This is a genomic window from Nitratireductor sp. PBL-C9, from assembly GCF_050877045.1.
Taxonomy (GTDB): domain Bacteria; phylum Pseudomonadota; class Alphaproteobacteria; order Rhizobiales; family Rhizobiaceae; genus Nitratireductor; species Nitratireductor aquimarinus.
Window position 1 is genome coordinate 456661 of sequence record NZ_JBPAXW010000002.1, and the last position, 20238, is coordinate 476898.

Genomic DNA, 20238 nt, shown 5'->3' on the forward strand with positions numbered 1-20238 from the left:
GGTTTGGCCATTCAAGATTTCCTGTTCCCACGGAGCATTTCCATGCCCACTGCAGCCCTTCGGCGGCCGGCGCTCAACGTGTCTGTCGGACCCTATCTGGCGGCTGGCATCGTCGTCCTGTTTCTCGGCGCATTTCTGGTTGTCCCGGTTCTGAAAGTCATCCAGGTCGCCTTTCAGGATCCCTCCAGCGGCGCGTTCACCCTGGTGAATTTCCAGGACTTTTTCGCCAGCACGCTGTTTCGCCAGTCTTTCTACAATTCCGTCTATGTGGCGGGCATGTCGGTGGTCATCGCATCCGCGATCGCTCTGCCGCTGGCCTATTTCACAACGCGGTTCAACTTCTCCGGCTCGGTCATCATCCAGACGCTGGCCTTCGTGCCGCTCATCATGCCGCCCTTCATCGGCGCGGTGGCAATGCAGCTTCTGTTTGGCGCGAATGGCAGCGTGAACCTGCTTTTGCGTGAATATTTCGGCATAACGATCCCCTTCATGAAGGGGCTGAACGGCGTCATTTTCGTGCAGAGCCTGCACTATTTCCCGTTCATCCTGATCAATCTTTCGGCCAGCCTGCGCAACATCGACCGCTCCATGGAAGAAGCGGCCCAGATGCTTGGCTCCAGCGGCGTGCGCATGTTCCGGCGCATCGTGTTCCCGCTGGCCATGCCCGGCTATATCGCCGGCGCATCGCTGGTCTTCGTCAAGGTGTTCGACGATCTGGGCACGCCGCTTCTGCTCAACGTCAACACCATGCTCGCCCCGCAGGCCTATCTGCGCATCTCCTCGGTCGGCATCTCCGATCCGATGGGCTACGTGATCTCGTGCATCCTGATCGTGTTCTCGATCTTCGCCATGTGGGTGTCGTTCCTCGGCATGCGCGGCAAGGATTATTCGACCACGCAGAAGGGCGGTGGCGGACTTTCCAGGCGCGATCTGACGCGGCGCGAGGCGGTGCTCTGCTACATCGTCGTTCTGTTGATCCTGGCGCTGGTGCTTGCGCCGCATCTGGGGCTCCTGCTTCTGTCCTTCGGCACGGTCTGGTCGTTCGGCGTCCTGCCCGACGGGTTCACGCTCGCGCACTATGAGACAGCGCTCACTTCGGCCTGGGGCTTCATCCAGAACACGCTTCTCTATGCCGGGCTCGCGGGCCTGATCGACATCATCATCGGCACGGCCATCGCCTATCTGGTACTGCGCACAAACATCATCGGGCGCAAATGGCTGGACTATATGGCGGTCTCCGCACTCGCCGTTCCCGGCGTGGTGCTGGGTATTGGCTATCTGCGTGTCTATTACGGTGTGGAGATGCCGCTCACCGGTCAGCCTCTGGCAACCTGGTGGGGCATCATCGTGATCGCGCTCGCGGTCCGGCGTCTGCCCTATGCGCTGCGCTCATGCACCGCCGCGTTGCAGCAGATTTCACCGGCACTCGAAGAAGCGGCCGAGAACCTCGGCGCATCGAAACTGCGCACGGTCCGGCGCGTCGTCGTGCCGCTCATGGTGAGCGGTCTGGTGGCCGGTTTCGTGACCAGTTTCGCAACCGCAGCAGTGGAGCTTTCGGCGACGATCATGCTGGTCTCCAGCGAGAAAGACGCGCCGCTGGCCTACGGACTTTATCTTTTCATGCAATCGGCGGCAGGCCGCGGCCCCGGCGCAGCGCTGGGCATCATGGCGGTCGTGATCGTCGGGCTGGCGACCTACCTGTCGCATCGTCTGGTCGAGAACGCCCGCCGCAACCAGGCTGCAGCCAGCGCCCCAGGGGGAGGACATTGAGATGAACATGCCCATGAAATCCATGACGGGCGACGGCCCCGCTGAAACCGCAGACAAAGGCGCAGGCCGGGTGGAGCCGGTCGAGATCGACATTCGCAACGTCTCGCTTTCCTTCGGCAGGACGGAGGTGCTTAAAGGCATCGACCTGAAGATCGAGCCCGGCGAGTTCTTCGCCTTCCTCGGTCCCTCGGGCTCCGGCAAGTCCACATTGCTGCGCGCGATTGCCGGTTTCGGACCGACGCCCAAAGGGCAGATCCTGCTTGGCGGGCAGGATGTTGTCGGCACCGCGCCGTGGAAGCGCAATGTCGGCATGGTGTTCCAGAGCTACGCGCTCTGGCCCCACATGACGGTCGCGCGCAACGTGGCCTTCGGGCTCGATGAACGCCGTGTGCCGAAGGCGGAGACTGCAAAGCGCGTCAGTGCGGCGCTGGAGATGGTCGGCATGAGCCAGTATGCCGAGCGTTATCCCTCGCAGCTTTCCGGCGGCCAGCAGCAGCGTGTTGCGCTTGCCCGCACCATCGTCGTGGAGCCGCGTGTTCTGTTGCTCGACGAGCCGCTTTCCAATCTGGATGCGAATTTGCGCGTACAGATGCGGCAGGATCTCCTGAAACTGCAAAGGCGGCTCGGCATCACGACCATCTTCGTCACGCACGATCAGGAGGAGGCCAACACGATCTGCGATCGCATCGCGGTCATGGCCGATGGCGTCGTGCAGCAGGTGGGGCGGCCCGACGAGGTGTACGACACGCCGGCCAATGCCTTCGTGGCAAAATTCCTCGGCACGGCCAATGTGCTGGAAGGCGCGGTGGAACAGCGGACGGACGGAAACGCATTCGTGCTGCCGTCCGGTATCGCCATCCCCTGTGCGGGGGATGCGAGGGCCGGCGCCGGCAAGCTCGTTCTGCGGCCGCAGAGCATTTCGTTTGCGCAGAATGGGAACGGGAGCCTCACCGGCACGGTTCAATCGGCCGAGTTCCTTGGCGGCATGATCCGCTATGCGGTCGAGGTCTCCGGCCAGACGCTCCTCGTGGACGAAGTCCATAACCGTGGCAGCGGGCGGCGGCAGGCCGGTGAGGCGGTCAGTCTCGACGTGCGCCATCAGGAGGGCGTTCTGATCCATGACTGACGAGATGCTTGCCCGTGAAGCGGGGCATGCCGGTGACGCATGTGAGGCGTCGGGCCGGGAGCCCGGCCTTTATCCGCCCATCCTGCTCATCCGGCACGGGGAGACCCAGTGGAACCGGCAGGGGCGATTGCAGGGGCGCAGGGACGCGCCCCTGACGCTCAATGGCATGCGGCAGTGTCTTGCCGTCGCTGCAACGGTCGATGCGCATATGCGAACCCTGCCCGGGGATGTGTGCTTCTGGGTCAGCCCATTGGGCCGCGCCCGGCAGACGGCGTCCATTCTGGCGGATTGCTGGCAGATCGGCTTTGACCGTTTCATCGAAGCGCCCGACATCGCCGAGCGCGCCTATGGCGCCTGGGAAGGAAACACGCTCAGTGACGTGGAGACCGACCGGCCCGAGGAATTCAGACAGCATGCAGCCGATCCATGGGGCTATCGGGTGCCCGGCGGCGAAAGCAAGGATGAGCTTTTCGCGCGGATTGAAGGCTGGCTCGATGGGCTCGACCGTCATCAGGCGCATGTGGTCGTCACCCATAGCGGATGCTTTCGCGCCATCCGCGCCCTGTGCACGGGCGCATCGCGCGCGGCGACGGAAGCCTATCGCGAGCCGCAGACCACAGCTTTCCTGCTTCAGTCGGGCAGTGAGCGGGAAGTCGCACCGCCGACGGCGCTGCTACAGGCTTTCGGCGTCGGCGGTTCCGGCCGCACGGTGGAAATCTGAGCCTTGAAGCCGGGCCGGATTGAAATCCGGCCCGGTGCGCAATCGCGTGTCCGGGGACGGAAAACCGGTTCCCACTTTCCTGCCCCTAGTGAACGCCGGCCACGCCGCGCCGCCAGTAGGACACGACCAGATGCTGCCGGTTGGGCAGCCGCAGCTCCTTGCGCAGATGACTGCGGATGGATTTGAAGGCGGAGAACTCGCATCCAGCCCAGACGAAGAGATCGGGGTCGTCTCCCTTGAGATCCAGAGCTTTTGCCGCCTCTACCAGAAGCGTCGTCGTTCCAGCCTCTGCATTGCCGCGCACGAGCCATTCCAGATCGAGCGCCGCGCGGGTGGAAAGCAGCTGCTTCTCCTCCTCACTGGCGATCTCGATGCGCACGATGGCGTTCGTCTCCTTCGGCAGTCCTTCCAGAATGCGGCCGATGGCGGGCAGGGCGGTTTCATCGCCCAGAAGCACCAGCGTGGCGGTGTGCGGGGCTTCGCCGCCGCCCGGTCCCGTCATGCCGACGATGTGGCCCGGCTTTGCACGCGCCGCCCAGCCTGCGCCGGGATAGGCGTCACCCTCATGGAGAACCATGTCCACGTCGATCAGCCCGGCGGCCACGTCAATCGTGCGGATCGTATAGACGCGCGCGACCGGGCGGTTTTCATCGTCGGGCCAGACGGCGTCGCCATTCCTGCCGATCTGCGGCCATGAAGGGGAGGCGCTGCCGGCGGGCGGAAACAGAAGCCGCATGTGAAGCCCGTTGCGGGAGAACCGTTCCAGATCATCACCGGCAAGCCGGACACGCCGCATGGAGGGCGTGAGGTCCTGCGTGGAGACCACCTGCATCTTGCGGAAATAGGGGAGCAGCATGCCGGGCCTGTTGTCGCTGTCCCATGGAAGCTCAATGCCCTTTTCGAGCGATTGCAGGCGGTGGCTGATGCTGAGCTGCAGATAGGCAAGCGACGTACGGTCATCCGCATCGAGGCTGATATCAAGGCCCGATGCCTGCGTCTCGACGGCGATGCGGCCGAATGTGTGCGCGAGCCGCGTGCCTTGCGCCGTCTCTTCGAGAGGCTCTGCGCCCATGCCCTTGATCAGCGCATCCGTTAATCGCGAACCGGCCATCTGCGGGAGACGCAACTGCGCGCGAAAAGAACCTGGCATCGTCATGAATGCACCCTGCTGCAACCGTTGAAATTAAACTTGAGTCTTATAGTCTAATTTATGATTGTTGCAATCGACGCTGCAGGGCTTTTGCCTGAGGCGGGGCATCCATGGACGGGCGTTCTGCGCCCATCCGGAAAACTATGTTGTCGCCTGTGAAGCGGTTTTGCGGGCGTTGTCGATTGTTTCGACCTGCCTGCTTTCACGCATCATCAGCACTGCGCCCACCAGAAAGCCCGTGGCTCCAAGGAACAGATGGATGTTGGCGACATCCGCGATCCAGCCCGGTTCAGGCCCTCTGGGCACAAAGGCCAAAACGCCGGCCGTCAGAAAAAAGATGCAGCCCAACAGGTTGGAAAAGGCGATCCACCAGTCGATGTCGCGCGAGCTGTATGACCAGTAGCCATGGCTGATTTCCATGAAGGCCAGATAGCCTGAGATCATGAACAGGATGGAGCCGACAATGCCGGGCAGCCAGATGGTCAGATCCTGCGCATACCAGCCCGGCAGCGGATGGATGGCGTCGAGCGTGTTGAAGTTGAAGGCAATGGTGCCGACGAACTGCGTGATCGTGCTCAGCCAGCCCAGATTGCCCGGCCGCCAGCCGATCACCCGGAAGGGCCGTGGAGCCGCGCTTGCCTTCGGAGGGGCGTCGTCGGGCGCATTTGCGGCCTGCAGGTTCTGCATGAAGGCAGCGGTGGTGAAGGGGATGGACCCCAGAAAGAAGACGAGGCCGATCTGCCAGTTCGCCAGCGAGGTATGCACGAGGGAGAGCGCCGCGCCGAGCATGAAAAGCGAAGCGCCACAGGCGAAGATGAGACCCATCCACCAATTGTAGGCGGGTTGCCGCCAGGCAGGCGCATCATCGTGCTGCAGGAAGCGGATCAGCCCCTTGCGCCGCTCACGCGATTTCAGAACGATGTGCTGGCCGTGCAGCACGAAGCTCCGCAGGGTGATGAAAGGCCAGGGGCCACGAGCGTGCGTGGCCCCCTTGTTCTCGGTATCAGACAGCGTGCTCATCGCGTGTCCCGGTTGGAGGGCAGCCGTGCGGCCGCGCTCAATGGTGGAAACCGGAGAAGTCTTCGCTGCCGAGCGGCGTCTTCTTCGGGTGCGCTTCGAGATGCTCGAGCGCGGCCTTCATGTCCTCGATCAGGAGCGAGCAGAGGTCGAGGCTCACGCCGTTGCGCACGAGAATGCGCTGCACCGCATGGTCCTGGCAATTGGCCGGCAGCGTGTAGGCCGGCACCTGCCAGCCGCGCACGCGCAGACGGTCCGCCAGATCGAACAGGGTGAAGCCCGGCTCCGTGCCGTCTTTGATCTTCCAGGACACGGCCGGAATGCCGCGCGCTTTGTCGCCGTCGAACACGATCTCGAACGGGCCCAGCTTGGCGATCTCGTCAGCCAGATACTTGGCGCTCTTGTAGCAGGCGTTGTGAACCTTGGCGTAGCCTTCACGGCCAAGACGCAGGAAGTTGTAGTACTGGCAGACGATCTGGCCGCCCGGACGCGAGAAGTTCAGGGCGATGTCGCGCATGTTGCCGCCGAGATAATTGACCCAGAAGATCATCTCTTCTGGCAGGTCGGCTTCTTCGCGCCACATGACCCAGCCCACACCCAGCGGCGAGAGGCCGAATTTGTGGCCCGACGCATTGATGGAGCGAACGCGCGGCAGGCGGAAGTCCCATTCCAGCTCCGGTGCGCAGAACGGAGCGAGGAAGCCGCCGCTTGCGCCGTCGACATGGATCGGAATGTCGAGGCCGGTTTCGGCCTGCAGCTTGTCGAGCGCGTCGCTGACAGCCTTGACCGGCTCGTACTCGCCGGTGAAGGTGACGCCGAGCGTCGGCACGACGCCGATCGTGTTCTCGTCGCACAGCTTCAGCACCTCTTCGGGCGTCATCAGCAGGCGGCCGTTCTCCATGGGAATCTCGCGGTGCTCGATGTCCCAGTAGCGGGTGAATTTGTGCCAGCAGATCTGCACCGGGCCGGTGATGATGTTGGGCTTGTCGGTGGGCTTGCCTTCGGCCTTGCGTTTGGCTTCCCAGCGGCGCTTCATGGCCAGACCACCGAGCATGGCAGCCTCGCTCGAACCGGTGGTGGAGCAGCCGGTGGCAGGGCCTTCCGGCGCGTGCCAGAGATCGGCAAGCATGCGCACGCATCGCATTTCGATCTCCGCGGTCTGCGGATACTCGTCCTTGTCGATCATGTTCTTGTCGATGCAGTCATCCATCAGCTGATGGATTTCCGGCTCTTCCCAGGTCTGACAGAAGGTGGCCAGGTTCTGGCGCGCATTGCCATCAAGCATCAGCTCGTCGCGCAGGGCGGAATAGACATGGCGCGCATCGCGCTCGGTGCCGGGGAACTGCGACTTGGGCAGCGCCTGCGCCAGATCGCCGGCGCCGTAGACTTCGTCCAGATTGTCGTTTCGATGTTTGCTCATGGGGCTCTCCATCGCGTGGCGGACGGGGGTGTTGCACCAGCCCGTCGGTTATCGAATTCGGTTGGGGCAGGGAGGAGCGTCATGCGGCGGCAAGCGTCTTGCCGGCCGCATGACGTCGTTTCGTGATCAGGCGGCCTTGGCCTGCTTGAGAAGGTCGGTCGCGTCTGCGGAAAGACCGTCGAACTTGTCCATCTGCAGCACGAAGACCTCTTTCGAACCAGCCAGTTCATTGAGGTCGAAGCAGGTGTAGTTCAGGCTGCGATAGGTGCGCAGGTAGAAGCGGCGGCGGGCCAGATCCGACAGGTTCGTCCAGCAGGTGAACTCCGTCGCATAGGCTTCGCTGCTCGAATTTGAGAGGCCTGCGACCTCCAGATGGCCGCCATCCTCGCTCGGATAGTCAATGGTCACGCCGCGCGGGCGGTCGAAATTGTTCATGACATGCGCCAGCGTCTGCACGGCCTGATCGGCGGTCTTCGCCTTCTCGGTGTACTGGGCGTAGTAGGCGGCCCGGACAAAGCGTCCCACCGAGGTGTTTGAGGCGGGAAGACCGGCCGTGGCGATCCCTGAATCCGGCTGCACCGCCTTGTAGCTTCCGAAGGTCGCGCTCGTCTTGTCGACATTGCTGAGGAACGTGTAATTGTCGAGATTGGTCAGGTGCCAGCTGAACTCCGGCCCGTTGGTCATCACGCCGACGGGGTTGTCATAGAGCTTCATCTCACCCTTGTTGAACTCGATCACCAGGCAGGCGCCCGATGCGTCGTGAACGACGTAGTGGAACGGCGATTCAACGCCCCCCAGAAGCGCCAGCGCTTCCAGAAGCACCGGCTGCTCGCCGAGGGCCTGTTTGACCTCGGCCACAGTGGCGAACTGGCTGAGCGCCCACGAACCCAGATCCGTGGCCGAAAGCACGGCCTGCGTTGCAGCGACGGCCTTCTGGGCGCCACCGGCAGCGGGGTAGGAGAGGAGGCTGAAGGTCAGCCCGTTTTCGTTCATGCCTTCCAGCGGCTTGAGATCCTGAAAGCCCAGCGGGGCCTCTGCCGTCGGCAGGCGGCCGGGCATGGTTACGGCGACAAATCCGTATTTACCTGTAAACTTGAGGGCCGGGTGACCTTCACTTTCTGAGGAAAACGGAACACCGGCCGGGAAATAGACGACCTGGTATGGCAGGTCGGTCGTAAGCTCCAGTGTCCGCCCGAAATAAACGTTGTCGGAGACGTCGCGGTAAATAAGAGATGTGCACATATACGATATTCCTCAATGCGATTCAGGGAAACACTAAGCTGACGAACAATACTTGTCCATTAACGTGACATGAGTTCGGTGTTTGCGATTACAAATTTGTAATCTTCTCCAATCTGAGCTTTGAACTCTTTGTTAACCACGCTGTTTCGGTCTCTGGAGCACGGCTTCATGCCCTGGCCTGAAGGCCACAGAGCCGGCTGCGCATTTCCTCCAGCGTCACGCGATACCCATCAAGCTGCTCATTGGGCGCGCGCTCGCTGCGGGGCTCGAAATAGGCCATGTCCAGCATCTCGTCAGCGTGTTCCAGATCGCCAAAGGCACGCATGGAAATCGCCAGATCGCTGTCGCGCCGATCCTTGGTTTCGCCAGCCAGAGATTTGAGATCGCCACTGACGCGGTCGAGCGTGTCGCGCACCTCGTTGACGACGCTTTTCGGCCAGAACTGCGTGAAAATGACGTAGATCACGAAGATGCCGACGAAAATGCCCATGATCCTGTCGCCAGCCTGCGAAAACTCGAAGCTGGGGCCAAATCCGTTCAGCGTGGTCAGCAGGAAGGCGAGGGCGATCTGGACGCCGCTATAGGAGATGCGCTCGTTCCCGGAGGAGACCCACGCGCCCACCAGCGTGCCGGCGAAGACGAGGATCATCAGCCCGCCAATGCTGGTGAGGTGGGGCATGATGAACAGGAGTGCGCCAACGCCCATGGCAGCGCCGATGAGGCAGCCCACGATGCGCAGCGTGAGCTTGCGCACGGTCTCACCCGTCGTGCCGAGCGCGGCCACATAACAGGTGATCAGGGCCGTGTGGATGCCGTCCCACTGAATGCCCGTGTAGATCAGGTAACAGATGATCGCGGCCAGCGAGGTTTTCAGCGCATAGCGCTGGTGATCGGGGTTGGTGAAGGCGTCAGCCGACAGAAGCCGCTGCGGGGCGGGCTTCGGCGACGCGCCGCCATCGAGTTGTGAAAGCGCTGCAAGCGCCTCGGACAGTTTGCGTGCGGCGGTGCTGTCATCGGTCGCGTCTTCGGGCGCAGGGGCAGCCGGGATGTTGCCCGAGGCGATCTCATCGGCAGCCTGCCGGAGTTCACCTGCCAGTGCGCGGGCGCGTTCCGGGGCAATGCTGCCCGCAGGTGCGAGCGACGCAAGCATGACGCGATAGCTGGTCTCGACAGCGCCGTTCAGCCATGTCGATTTCTCTTTGGAGATCAGGTGAAGCAGCTTCACCGTCAGCATCTGCTGCAGGGAAAGGTCGTTGCCTTCGGCCAGCAGCTCCTGCAGTTCTTCTCCCGCTTCCGGGTTCTCCAGCACGTCGGCGCTGGCGCGCAGGCGTCGCACGATCCTGTTGCGCACCAGTGTCTGTGCGGGAATGCCGAGGACCAGATTGAACAGGATCATCAGGGCCATGGGCATGCAGGCCATTTTCCAGGCCGCGAGAAGCCCCTGATTGCCGATCTGGCCAATCGGCACATCCGTCACCAGCGTCATGATGAAAGCGACGATGAGGCCGACAATGGCGGCCTGCTCTCCGAGCGGTGTGGTCGAGCTCAAAAACAGGAAGACATAGGAGACGCCGAACATGATCGCCAGCCGCATGGCCGGGCTGTCGATGCTCAGATTGATCACCGGGATCATGAGCACGACCACCAGCGTGGCCAGCAGGATCAGGCCGAAACCCATCAGGCAGTTCTGAACGGCGTCTTCCTTCATCAGGAAGATGATCAGGTAGCAGCTGATCGACGCTTCCGGAATCTTGAACATCATCGCCGCAGCGGTGACGATCGCGCACAGAAGCGCGACCCGCCAGGTCAGCCCGAAGCGGCCGGCAAAAGGCTGCAGGTCGGCCCAGGCCTGGCTGAGCAGGCGCGAAAGGGGTGAGCTAGCAGGAGTCATCGCGGTGGATCACCGAAACGGCGGATGCGCCCACTCTCATGAGATCTTCCGGGGGATCGACCAGCCGGATGCGCACCGGAAAGCGCTGCTGAACGCGCACCCAGTCGAGCGACTTCGGCACGATCGGCAGGCCCACCGGCAGGGTGATGAAATCCTTTGACGAAACGCCCCAGCCGATGCTCTCCACCGTGCCCTTGATTGCCCGCTTGCGGTCGGCAAGCGCGTAGACCGTGGCGCAGTCGCCAACGGAAATGCCGGGGAGAACGGTTTCGACATAGGCGGCGGAGGCAAACCACGCATCGGTCTTGATCAGGGTGAACATGGACTGCGCCGGCAGCACATATCCGCCCTTGCCGACCGTCAGATCGACCACGCGTCCGTCGGCGGGCGCGCGGATCACCGTGCCGGCCAGCTCATGCTCGGCGATGGCGAGGGCGGCCTGACGGGCGCGGATCATCGCTTCGACGCCTTCCTCATCGCCCACCAGCGCCTCGGCGGCTTCCTGCTGACGCAGCGCCTCGTTCAGGCTGACTTCCGCATCGCGCTTGACGGTCCTGGCGTCATCGATCTGCTGCGCGGAGACATAGCCCTTGGACTGCATCGGAAGCAGGCGGTCGAGCGTCTGGGTCGCCAGTTCGAGATTGGCCGTGGCGCGCGCAACCTGCTCGGCGGCGATCTGTGCATTGGCGCGCTCGGCCTGGATGTTGCGTGTCTGGTCGTGGGCGGCCGCCGTTGCGATCTCCAGATCCGCACGGGTCTGCTCCACGGCCATCCGGTATGCGGAATCGTCCAGCTCGACAAGAATGTCGCCCTCGCGGACCATGGCGTTTTCGCTCACATGCAGGGCCTTGATGCGCCCGGCAACGCCGGCGGCGATGCTCACCGTTTCGGCATCGAGCGATGCATCGTCGGATAGCGGATTGGCCTGTGTCTCCAGATGGCTGCGATAGGCGAGCGCGCCTGCGCCGGCGATGATCGCCAGACTGATTGCACCACCGAGGACGGCGAGAACGCGACGGGAAGGGGAGTGCTTCATTTTCTAGCGCCCAAATGCCAGGAAAGAGATGATGAAGGTGAGCCCCAGAGCCATGCTCATATAGACAGGGACACGCCAGCGCAGGATGTCATCGAGACCGATCAGGACGAAAACCAGCCGCAGAACGACCGTCAGAATGACGCCGGCAAAAAGGCTGAGCAGCCAGTAAGGGAAAAAACTGCCGAACATGGGCACCGAGGGCGCTGCCGCATGAGCGGGCGCACTGGCGGCCAGAAGCGTGGCCAGCGGCAAGAGGAACCTGAAACGGCCACCGGTGCGGGGGCTGGATTGTCTTCGCACGGTAACCTCCTTTTCGTCTGTCGGTCGTCGCTCCGGACGACGCTGCTGGTTGCGGGCGGTTTTGGGCCATGCATGCCCGAAACCGTTATGCCGATTGGTCAGAAGCGATAGGTAAGACCGATAACCGGCCCGCTCATGGTCGTGTCGAACACGTGCCCGTCATCTTCGTAATTGATGTCGAGATATTTGTAGCCGGCTGACACGGACAGGTGATCCGTCATCGTGTAATTCGCCGTGGCCAGAACCGACCAGGTGGAGTTCGATCCACCGCCAAACCCGCCGACATCGGCCTGTGCCTGAAGCGAGAGCTTCTCCGTCATGCGCAGAAACGCGCGCGCGCCGATGACCGGATCGACCCAGCCGAAATCCTCGCCATAGCTGATCCTGCGCTTCTGGCCGGCGACCTGGACGTCCAGATCGACATCATTCGAGATGTGCCAGAAGCGCACGCCGCCGAGCACGTCGAATGTGAAGTCAGGCGTTTCGATCACGCGGTAGCCGGCCTGCAGCGTCGAGGTGAACTGCCTGGTGTCGATCGATGCATCAAGCCGCACGGAGAGGGGCGGGCGCGGGATCGTGCCGTGGACGACCTTGCTGTCCGTGGTCGAGACGTAGAGCATATCGGCTGAAAACACGAAGCGCTCATACCGGCCCCAGACATTCACGAAGCCGGCGAAGTCGAGATCCTCAATCACATCGGAGAAGCTCTTCTTGATGCCGATTGTCGGGCCGCGGCGAAACGGCGATACATCGCCGCTGAGGCCCGTGCCCCACACATAGGGCGTGATCTGCAGCACCCACGGGCGCTCGGTTTCGCCCTCGTTCTGTGCGGGAGCAGGAAGGTCCGAGGCCTTCGCGCCAAGTGCAGTCGCTGTAAGGGTGGCGGCAGCCAGAACAGCCAGTGATGCACGCATTCCTATGCTCCCAATGTATTTTTCTGGATGCGGCCATCCTTGATGATCAGCTTCATGCTGGTCTCGGGATCAGCGATCAGGTCGATGTTTTCCAGCGGATTGCCGTCGAGCAGTAGAAGATCGGCAAAGGCGTCGGCTTCAACGACGCCGAGCTTGCCGGAATAGGGGTTGCGCGGTCCCGACATCGCCAGCAGGTCGGCATTGCCGCTCGTCAGCATCCGCAGAACGTCGGCATTGTCATACCAGCGGGCGAACTTGGTCAGCTGCTTGCCCTGGCTGGCGGTCGCCTGCGGGTTGAACAGGATGTCGGTGCCCAGCGCCATCTTGACGTCGAACTTCTTGCCCAGCTCCACGGCGCGCACCGTGCCTTCGGCAATCAGCTTCTGCTGCTCGCGCTGCAGTGGATTGGGATACATGTTGGAATCTTCATCGGCGAGGAATGGCTGAATGGACCACCACGCGCCCATGTCGGCCATCTGGCGCGCTGCCTCTTCATCGGCAAGCTGCCCGTGCTCGATGGAGCGGACGCCGCCGGCCAGGGCGCGCTTGATGCCATTCGAGGTGTAGACATGGGCGCACACATAGGTGCCCCAGTCTTCAGCGGCCGTCACGGCCATGCGGATTTCTTCCTCGGTGAACTGAAGGCTGTCGAGCGGATCGTAAGCGGAGGCAACGCCGCCGCCCGCCATGATCTTGATCTGGCTCGCTCCGAGCATGAGCTGTTCGCGCACCCGGCGCAGAACTTCCGGCACGCCATCGGCGATCGCCGAAATGCCGGCTTCTTCCGCATGGCTCAGATTGGTCTGGGGCGAACGCGGCAGCTCGTAGAGCGGGCGGAAGTCGCCATGGCCCGAAGTCTGCGACACCATGGCGCCGCACGGATAGATGCGCGGGCCGGGGATGCGGCTTTCATCAATCGCACGCTTGACGGAGAAGGAGGGGCCGCCCGCATCGCGAACCGAGGTGAAGCCGCGCATGACGGTGCGCTCCGCCTCTTCGGCCGCAACGAGATGCACATAGGGCACCTGCGCTGTCATCGCGGTCATCTGGGAAATGCCGGCAAGCATTGTGTGCCAGTGCGCGTCGATCATGCCGGGCATGATCGTGCGTCCGCCGCAATCGATGATTTCGGCATCGCTCACGGTGTCGTCCTGCGCCGGCAGGGCTGCGATGCGCGCGCCTTCGATCAGGATGGCCTTGCCATCGATGAGCTGCGCCGAACGGCCATCGAAAATACGCACATTCTTGAGCAGGATCGGCTTTGGAGCCGGCTGCGCGAAGCTTGGCGAGGCAACGCCAAGAGCGGGCGCGGCCAGTGTTGCCGCGATGCCGCGCAGGACCGAGCGGCGCGACAGACCCTTGTCGACACGCTGAAAAAGGCTGAGCGCTTCAGGACTGTGGCAGGCACAGTTCAGGCCGTGAACCAGGTGCCCGTATTTCTTTCCCAAACGAAGCCGCATCATATTCTCCTGGGCGAATGGATTGTGTTCCGGCGCAACAATGACCGGAACTAGCGAACCGCCTGTGACGGTGCGTTCTTGGAGGTCATGTTCCCGAGCGAGAAGGCGAGCGTGGAGGCCGCGATCAGCGAGGCGGCATGGGCGTCGGCCTGCGCCTGTCGCGCGTCCAGAAGCCCGGTCTCCGCCGTCGTCACATCGGTGATCGGCACGAGCCCGTTCTTGAAGGCCTCGAACGACGCGTTGTAGGTGACGCCGGCCGCATTGACGAGTTCGCTCGCAGCGTTGTGCGAAGCGAGCGCCGAGCGCAGCGTGTCGGAGGCGACGACAATCTCGCGGATGGCTGCGGTGCGTACCTGCTCATGGGTGGCGATGGCCGCCCTCGTTACCGACTGCGCCTGACGGCGCTGGTTGGCGCGCAGGCCGCCATCATAGATCGGCACCGAAGCGCCGACGACGATGCCGGTCGAGGTGTTCTGAAGCCCGAGGCCCGGCAGGCTGCCGGCCTGAATGCGGCCGTTGTTCGCGGCTGCCATCGCGCCGAGATAGACTTTTGGCATGAAGGCGGCGTCGGCGGCGCGGGCATTGGCCTCGCTGGCTTTCACCGCTGCGTAGCTTGCCAGAACGTCGGGCCGGCGGGCGAGCGCGGTCCTGACCAGTTCCTCTGTCGGCAGGGCGCGCGGACGCGGCAGACGACGCGCCGCATCGCTGGCAATCTTGATGTTGGTGTGGGGCGAGAGGCCAACTGCGCCAAGCAGATCCTGATAGGAATCGCGCGCCGTGTCTTCGGCCTGCACGAGGCGGAAACCGGACTGGGCGACGATCTGTTTCGCCTGTGCGGTTTCGATCGTGGTGCCGACACCGTTCTTGTAGCGTGTGTTGGCGGCATCCTGCAGACGCCGGCTGTTGGTCAGCGTCTGCCGCGCGATCTGCAGGTTCCTGCTGGCCGCGCCATACTGATAATAGGCGCGCGTGATGTTGTAGATCAGCGCCTGATGCGTGCCGTTGAAACTCACGCTGGCTGCATAGGCGTTCTGCTTGGCGGCGTCGCGCCATGCCTGTCGTTCGCCGAAATCGAAGATCAGCCATTGCAGGGTGACGCTCGGAACCGCGCCGCTGACGGTCGTGTCGAGATAGGCTGTGCCGCCTGTCAGCGTGGGGATCGGCGTTGTCACCTCCTGCTGACCGGCGATGATGTTGGCCGTGATGACGGGCAGGAAGGTGGCCTCGACCATGCCCACGGCGGTGGCCGCCTGCCGCGCCTGCTCCCATGCAACGCGCGTCGCAGGGTTCAGCCGCTGCCCCATGTCGATCAGCTCGGGCAGCGTGTAGGCGTGGTCCCTGCGGATCTGCGGGGTGGACGATGCGGGAGAACGTTGGTCGGCGCTGGAGATGGGGGAAGCCGCCTCCATATTTGCCGGCACAGAATAGTCGCCGCTCTTGCCTTCAGCATTCCACGCCTGGTCGGGCGCGGGTGAGGTCAGCTCGGACATCTCGGATACACAGGCTGCCGGTAAGGCGCTCAGGGCCAGTAGCAGGGCAAGCCTGGGGAGACGGGAAACAGTGACTCTTGTTGTTCGCGACACACAACGCCCCATTGCTACTCAAACCCGCAGCGGTCGCGCTGCACTTGCTTCCAGACTTAGGTCACCAATTCGACACCAAGATTACAGCGTTCCTGCAAAAAACGTGTCGGCGCCAATAGCATCTATTGGAGTTCTTTCGTTTCTGGAAGGCAAGGTCAAGACCGCCATTTTACTTCTTCTCACGCGTTTAGTCGTTTGGCGGCGCTCGCAAAATACGTGGCCATGGGGTGGCCATGTGCTGGATTCGCTGAAAACTTGCGAAAAAACAGGCCGAATTCGAATGAACAGCCCGAAGAACCATGTTTCCTGTGAACAGCTTTAAAAAATGCGCGGGTTTCATTCCCGCAGGGCACAGGATAATGCTTCGATGCGCATAATCGTAATATGGCTAACCGTTTGGCGTCAGGCCCCTCACATACGCTTCGATATTTATTGCTTGGAAGATTGGCGAAATGATTCGTAATCCAGCCTGGACACTCGCAGCGCCCATTGTGGCACTTGGCTTATCGTTCTTCATCGAACATCAGGCCGGTGAAACGACTTCAGTTTTTCTGTTACTCCTCGCTGCGCCGTTTCTGTTTCTGTCGGTTTTTTCCGCAGTCCATCATGCCGAGGTGATTGCCCATCGGGTTGGCCAGCCCTTCGGTTCGATCCTTCTGGCGCTCGCCGTGACGATTATCGAAGTGTCGCTGATCGTGTCCGTTCTTCTGGCTGATCCCGCGGGCGACAGCCCGGTGGCCCGCGATACCGTTTTTGCAGCCATCATGATCGTGTTGAACGGCATTGTCGGCGTCTGCCTGCTGGTCGGCGGCATTCGCTATCACGAGCAGGGCTTTCAGGGGCGCAGCGCCACGGCGGCTCTGGGCGTTCTGGGCACGCTGGCCGTGCTCGGTCTTGTGCTGCCGAACTTCACGGTCGGCGAGCCGGGGCCGGTTTATGCGCCGGCACAGCTTATCTTCGTCGCCGTCGTTTCGCTCAGCCTTTATGCGCTGTTCCTGTTCGTCCAGATGTTCAGCCATCGCGACGACTTTCTCGATATAGGAGAGCCCCAGGGACATGGGCACGATCATGCGCATGAGCCTCCGCCGCGCCGTATGCTCATATCCTCGCTTCTGGCGCTGCCTGTGTCGCTTGTCGCCGTTGTCATGCTCGCGGAAATCCTGGCCGATCCCGTGGGGGAGAAGATCGAACAGGCCGGCCTGCCCGACGCACTGGTTGGCGTGGTCATCGCCCTGATGGTGCTCATGCCCGAAGGCATTGCGTCCATCCGCGCGGCTGCACAGAACCGTCTCCAGACCAGCCTCAATCTGGCGCTCGGTTCGGCGCTCGCCAGCCTCTGTCTGACCATTCCGACCGTTGCGTTGATTTCGGTTTTTCAGGGCAAGACGCTGATCCTCGGTCTGGCGTCCGAGCACATGGTGCTTCTCGTGCTGACGCTCTTCACCAGCACGCTGTCGTTGGCGACCGGGCGAACCACGATCATGCAGGGCGGCATTCACCTGGTGATCTTCGCCGCCTTTATCACCATCTCGATCCTTCCCTGATTTTCCCCCTGATTTTCCGTGCACGCCACCATGACGAACCAGCAAACGCCACCTCGTAATCGCGGCCTTCTTCGCTTTACCGCCATCTGGTTTCAGCGTCTGGCGCTGGCTGTCATCTGCGCCATGACCCTGGGTGTCGCGGCACCCGCCGCCGCACAGGACGAGCCTTTGATCGTCGGGGTTCACGAAAGCCCGCCCTTCGTTTCCGAAGAGGAAGGGCGCTTCTCCGGCATGGCCATCGATCTCTGGGAGTATCTGGCCAAAGAACTGGAGCTGGAATATCGTTACGTGCCGTTCGACACGGTAAGCGAGATGGTCAATGCAACGGCCGCAGGCGAGTTGGATGTCGCCGTCACCAATCTCACGATCACCGAGACGCGCGCCGAACGCATCGAATTCACGCAGCCATGGTTCGATTCCGGTCTGCGCATCATGGTCAATGACAGTGGTTCGAACGGCTTGTGGGACCTGCTGCGGGGCCTGCGGGATTCAGGCTTCCTCACAGCCTATGCATGGCTTGGTTTCGTCGTTCTCGCCGCCACGTTTGGCTACACGCTCTTTGACCGGCATTTCGACACATCATTTCCCAAACGCTGGCGCGACGGGCTGGCGGAGAGCTTTTACTCTGTCATGACGATTGCCACCTCGGGCAAGCCGCCTGCGCGCAAGAACCTGTTTGGCTGGTTCGGGCGTGTCTGGCAGGGCCTGTGGCTCGTCTTCGGTGTGATCGTCGTCGCATTCGTGACCTCTTCGGTAACCAGCGTGATGACCACCCTGTCCCTGCGTGGCGAAATTCACAGCGTTGCCGATCTCGGTGGCCGCGTTATCGCGGTTACGGACGGGAGCACGGCCGAGGAATTCGCACAGGCTGCGGGACTGGCCGTGGTGCCGTTCCCGAATATCTCCCGCTCCGCCGACGCTCTGCTCAGGGGGCATGTGGATGCGATCATCGGCGACAAGCCGGTGCTGGAGTATTTCGCCAACAATCACCCGGCAGCGCCTTTCTCGGTTGTCGGCGCGGTTTTCAATCCCGACAAATACGGCTTCGGCCTGCCGCCGCAGAGCCCGCTGCGCAAGCCGCTCACCGTCGAGGTGATCGGGGCCCGGGAGGACGGGACGATCCGCGAGCTTGCGGTGCAGTATTTCGGGAGCAATCCCTGAAGGGGTAGCCATATGCGGGCAGGCAGCCTCGCCTGCCTCGGGCTCAATCACGAAAGGTCAGACACATGATGACGACAAGCCCGTTCGCCGGCGAGGAAGCGCTGCCGAAGGACGTTCTCGATGTCGACTATAATGCGCGGGCATCCGTGTCTGAGCAGGCATTCGCCGACGAGATGGCGCGCTATCGTCGGCTGTCGGAGGAGGCCTGCGCCCCGCTCGGTGGTCTGCGCGACGTGGTTTACGACCAGACCAGCGGCGAGACCCTCGATATTTTCGGCGTGCGTGAGGGCGAGGCGCGGCCCGTCTTCCTTTTTGTGCATGGCGGCTACTGGCGCGCGCTTTCCAAGCAGGATTCAGGCTTCATGGCGTCGATGCTTGCGCAAAAGGGCATCGCCACTGCCGTCCTCGATTACACACTTGCCCCGGCCGTGAGCCTGAGCGAAATCGTGCGTCAGGTTCGTGCGGCGCTGGCGTTTCTGTGGCGGGAGGGAAAGGTCCACGGCGTCGATCCCGAACGCATCTTCGTGGGCGGCAGCTCGGCAGGCGGTCATCTGACGGGCGCACTGCTCTCGGCCGGCTGGCATGAGGAATTCGGCGTTCCGACAAATGTGATCAAGGCTGCGATGCCGGTGAGCGGGCTGTTCCACCTGGCCCCCATCGCACGGTCTTTTGTGCAGGAATGGATGTCGCTCACACCGCAGGAAGTGGCTGACCTCAGCCCTGCCGAGAACATTCCCGCGAGCGGCCCGCCCATCATCGTCGCCTATGCAGAAGGCGAGCCGGCGGGTTTTCGCCGGCAGTCGCGCGCCTATCATGAAATGTGGTCGGCAGCGGGACTGACCTCCACGCTGATGGAAGTCCCGGACCGCCACCATTTCGACGTGATCTCCGATCTGGCCGATGCGGATACCGATCTCGCCAGGGCGCTCGTTGCGATGATCGAAGGCAGCCCGGAGCGGTCCTGACCCTAGATCCCGACCCTAGCTCTGCTCGCGCGGTGTGAGCCTTTGCGCCATGCGCCGCACCACGCTTGCAAAGGCGGCTGTTGCCGGCGCGACGGAGCGGCCGCTGGCGTGGATCAGAACCACTTCGCGGGCGATGCTGGGATTGGTGAGTATCTTGCCGGTCACCTTGTGATGCTGCGCTGAAGCGAGCGCATAGGTGGGCAGAACGGCAACGCCGAGCCCGGCCTCCACCAGTGCCAGAGCCGTTGTCACCAGCGAAACCTCAAAGGCCGGTTTCAGCGGGAGGCGCACGGTCTCGAAACCGACCTCGACCAGCAGTCGAATGCCGCTGTCGCGTGTCAGCGTGATCAGGGGCTGCCCATCCAGATCAGCCCATTCCACAGTCGATTTTCCGGTGAAGGGACTGTCATAGGCGCAAAAAAGCATCAGATTGTCCCGCATCAAAACGGTCCGCTCGATGCCCGTCTCGCCCGGCGGAAATGTGCCAAGCCCACACTCGGCCTGGCCATTGAGCACACTTTCCACGATCTGCTCGGTGCCCACATCGACCAGCTCCAGCCTGATGCCGGGATGCTGCGCCTGAAACTCGGCAATCGCCTGCGGCAACACGACTGCCGCCAGCAGTGGCGGTGCGGCGATGCGGATGCGGCCCCGCTTGCGATCGGCAAGATCGCGCGCGTTCTGCACGGCGTGATCCAGATCTTCCAGAACCTTGCCAGACGCGCCCATGAACTCGCGTCCCGCGCTCGTCAGCTCCACGCGCCGGGTCGTTCTGTCAAACAGGCGCACGCCAAGCTCCAGCTCCAGATCCCGAACGGCCTGGGATAGTGCGGGCTGCGCCGAGCCGAGGCGTCGTGCTGCGGCGGAGAAGCTTCCCTCATTGGCAACGGCAAGAAAGCTTTCGATCTGTCTGATGGTGACCTTCATATGGCGTTCTT

The 20238-nt window shown here is 62.6% G+C and carries 17 protein-coding genes; 6 read left to right on the forward strand and 11 right to left on the reverse strand.

The genetic code is table 11. The annotated features are described in order from the left end of the window. The first annotated feature begins 42 nt into the window (after positions 1-42). Genes ACRTG1_RS06020 through ACRTG1_RS06030 form a run of 3 tightly spaced genes read left to right on the forward strand, consistent with a single transcriptional unit; the run spans position 43 to position 3617 of the window. The gene (locus ACRTG1_RS06020; protein ID WP_113154157.1) at positions 43-1770 is read left to right on the forward strand and encodes an ABC transporter permease; all 1728 of its coding nucleotides are present in this window, start codon (positions 43-45) and stop codon (positions 1768-1770) included. A gap of 1 nt (position 1771) precedes the next feature. Further along, positions 1772-2896 (forward strand): ABC transporter ATP-binding protein, encoded by a 1125-nt coding sequence (locus tag ACRTG1_RS06025; RefSeq protein ID WP_432515909.1) that lies wholly within the window; start codon positions 1772-1774, stop codon positions 2894-2896. Next, positions 2889-3617, forward strand: a complete 729-nt coding sequence (locus ACRTG1_RS06030) for a histidine phosphatase family protein (protein ID WP_245447752.1) — start codon at positions 2889-2891, stop codon at positions 3615-3617. Before ACRTG1_RS06025 ends, ACRTG1_RS06030 begins: the two co-directional genes overlap by 8 nt. A gap of 85 nt (positions 3618-3702) precedes the next feature. On the opposite strand, the gene ACRTG1_RS06035 is transcribed toward ACRTG1_RS06030, so the two are convergent. From ACRTG1_RS06035 to ACRTG1_RS06080, 10 genes are all read right to left on the reverse strand, one after another. Continuing rightward, positions 3703-4773, reverse strand: coding sequence for a siderophore-interacting protein (locus ACRTG1_RS06035; protein WP_432515910.1), 1071 nt, complete (start codon positions 4771-4773; stop codon positions 3703-3705). 135 nt (positions 4774-4908) lie between these two features. Next, entirely contained in the window at positions 4909-5787 is an 879-nt protein-coding gene (locus ACRTG1_RS06040; protein WP_432515911.1) for a hypothetical protein, read from the reverse strand. A 37-nt stretch (positions 5788-5824) separates the two neighbouring features. Further along, the gene (locus ACRTG1_RS06045) at positions 5825-7204 is read right to left on the reverse strand and encodes a glutamate decarboxylase (protein WP_206544605.1); all 1380 of its coding nucleotides are present in this window, start codon (positions 7202-7204) and stop codon (positions 5825-5827) included. A gap of 126 nt (positions 7205-7330) precedes the next feature. Further along, positions 7331-8446, reverse strand: coding sequence for a linear amide C-N hydrolase (locus ACRTG1_RS06050; protein WP_113154162.1), 1116 nt, complete (start codon positions 8444-8446; stop codon positions 7331-7333). 166 nt (positions 8447-8612) lie between these two features. Beyond that, positions 8613-10337, reverse strand: a complete 1725-nt coding sequence (locus tag ACRTG1_RS06055) for an FUSC family protein (RefSeq protein WP_432515912.1) — start codon at positions 10335-10337, stop codon at positions 8613-8615. Then, the gene (gene mdtN / locus ACRTG1_RS06060) at positions 10324-11373 is read right to left on the reverse strand and encodes a multidrug transporter subunit MdtN (RefSeq protein WP_299938637.1); all 1050 of its coding nucleotides are present in this window, start codon (positions 11371-11373) and stop codon (positions 10324-10326) included. The genes ACRTG1_RS06055 and mdtN overlap by 14 nt, the downstream gene beginning before the upstream one ends. 3 nt (positions 11374-11376) lie before the next feature. Next, positions 11377-11673 carry a YtcA family lipoprotein gene (locus tag ACRTG1_RS06065; RefSeq protein ID WP_222473794.1) on the reverse strand — a complete coding sequence of 99 codons (297 nt, stop codon included), beginning with the start codon at positions 11671-11673 and terminating at the stop codon, positions 11377-11379. Between the two features lie 98 nt (positions 11674-11771). Further along, a complete protein-coding gene (locus tag ACRTG1_RS06070; RefSeq protein WP_432515913.1) occupies positions 11772-12587 on the reverse strand; it encodes a DUF481 domain-containing protein in 816 nt (271 codons plus the stop codon). A gap of 2 nt (positions 12588-12589) precedes the next feature. After that, complete coding sequence (locus ACRTG1_RS06075) at positions 12590-14047, reverse strand: amidohydrolase family protein (protein WP_432515914.1); 1458 nt, start codon at positions 14045-14047, stop codon at positions 12590-12592. A gap of 50 nt (positions 14048-14097) precedes the next feature. Then, positions 14098-15537, reverse strand: a complete 1440-nt coding sequence (locus tag ACRTG1_RS06080) for a TolC family protein (RefSeq protein WP_206546951.1) — start codon at positions 15535-15537, stop codon at positions 14098-14100. Between the two features lie 545 nt (positions 15538-16082). Between ACRTG1_RS06080 and ACRTG1_RS06085 the strand changes: the two genes are divergently transcribed. From ACRTG1_RS06085 to ACRTG1_RS06095, 3 genes are all read left to right on the forward strand, one after another. Further along, positions 16083-17174: a calcium:proton antiporter gene (locus ACRTG1_RS06085; protein ID WP_206544609.1), complete on the forward strand. Its 1092-nt coding sequence runs from the start codon at positions 16083-16085 to the stop codon at positions 17172-17174. Between the two features lie 30 nt (positions 17175-17204). Beyond that, entirely contained in the window at positions 17205-18335 is a 1131-nt protein-coding gene (locus ACRTG1_RS06090; RefSeq protein ID WP_432515915.1) for a transporter substrate-binding domain-containing protein, read from the forward strand. Positions 18336-18400: 65 nt separating this feature from the next. After that, positions 18401-19300 carry an alpha/beta hydrolase gene (locus ACRTG1_RS06095; protein WP_432515916.1) on the forward strand — a complete coding sequence of 300 codons (900 nt, stop codon included), beginning with the start codon at positions 18401-18403 and terminating at the stop codon, positions 19298-19300. A 15-nt stretch (positions 19301-19315) separates the two neighbouring features. Here ACRTG1_RS06095 and ACRTG1_RS06100 read toward each other — a convergent pair whose 3' ends face one another. Continuing rightward, complete coding sequence (locus tag ACRTG1_RS06100) at positions 19316-20227, reverse strand: LysR family transcriptional regulator (protein WP_206546952.1); 912 nt, start codon at positions 20225-20227, stop codon at positions 19316-19318. Between the last annotated feature and the right edge of the window lie 11 nt (positions 20228-20238).